Origin of the sequence: Clostridium sp. E02, assembly GCF_003833015.1 — a bacterium.
Lineage (GTDB): Bacteria > Bacillota > Clostridia > Lachnospirales > Lachnospiraceae > Lacrimispora.
On the sequence record NZ_RJLQ01000072.1, the window covers coordinates 1 to 432 of the forward strand.

Consider the following 432-nt stretch of genomic DNA (forward strand, 5'->3'; position numbering starts at 1 on the left):
AAAAAGACAATATCAAGACATCCGAGGTGTTACATCGAAAGATGTAACCAAACAAAACTCGTTAGAGTAGCCGTAACGTACGGTGAAATAACAATCTAAGACCAAAGATACAACGCTATGTATCTTTAGAATTGAAAGCACCCGTGTGGAGTACAGGTGGTTACTTCGAAAAGCCTTTGGCTTTCCTCAGTAACATTTGCTTTGCAAATGTCTGTAAATTATCATAAAAGCCCTTATGGAAGCAAGCTTCCAACAGGCTGTCCTGAGAATTTACGACCGCTTTCAAAACTATTATGGTTAAGCTGTAAAGAGCACAAGGTGGATGCCTTGGCACTAAGAGCCGATGAAAGACGTGATAAGCTGCGAAAAGCTTCGGGGAGGAGCAAATATCCTTTGATCCGGAGATATCTGAATGGGGAAACCCAGCTGAGT

General features: G+C 41.9%; 1 rRNA gene. It reads left to right on the forward strand.

What is annotated here, in order from left to right:
- Positions 1-295: 295 nt before the first annotated feature.
- Positions 296-432: ribosomal RNA gene (locus EFT72_RS18985) — 23S ribosomal RNA — on the forward strand; the annotation flags it as partial.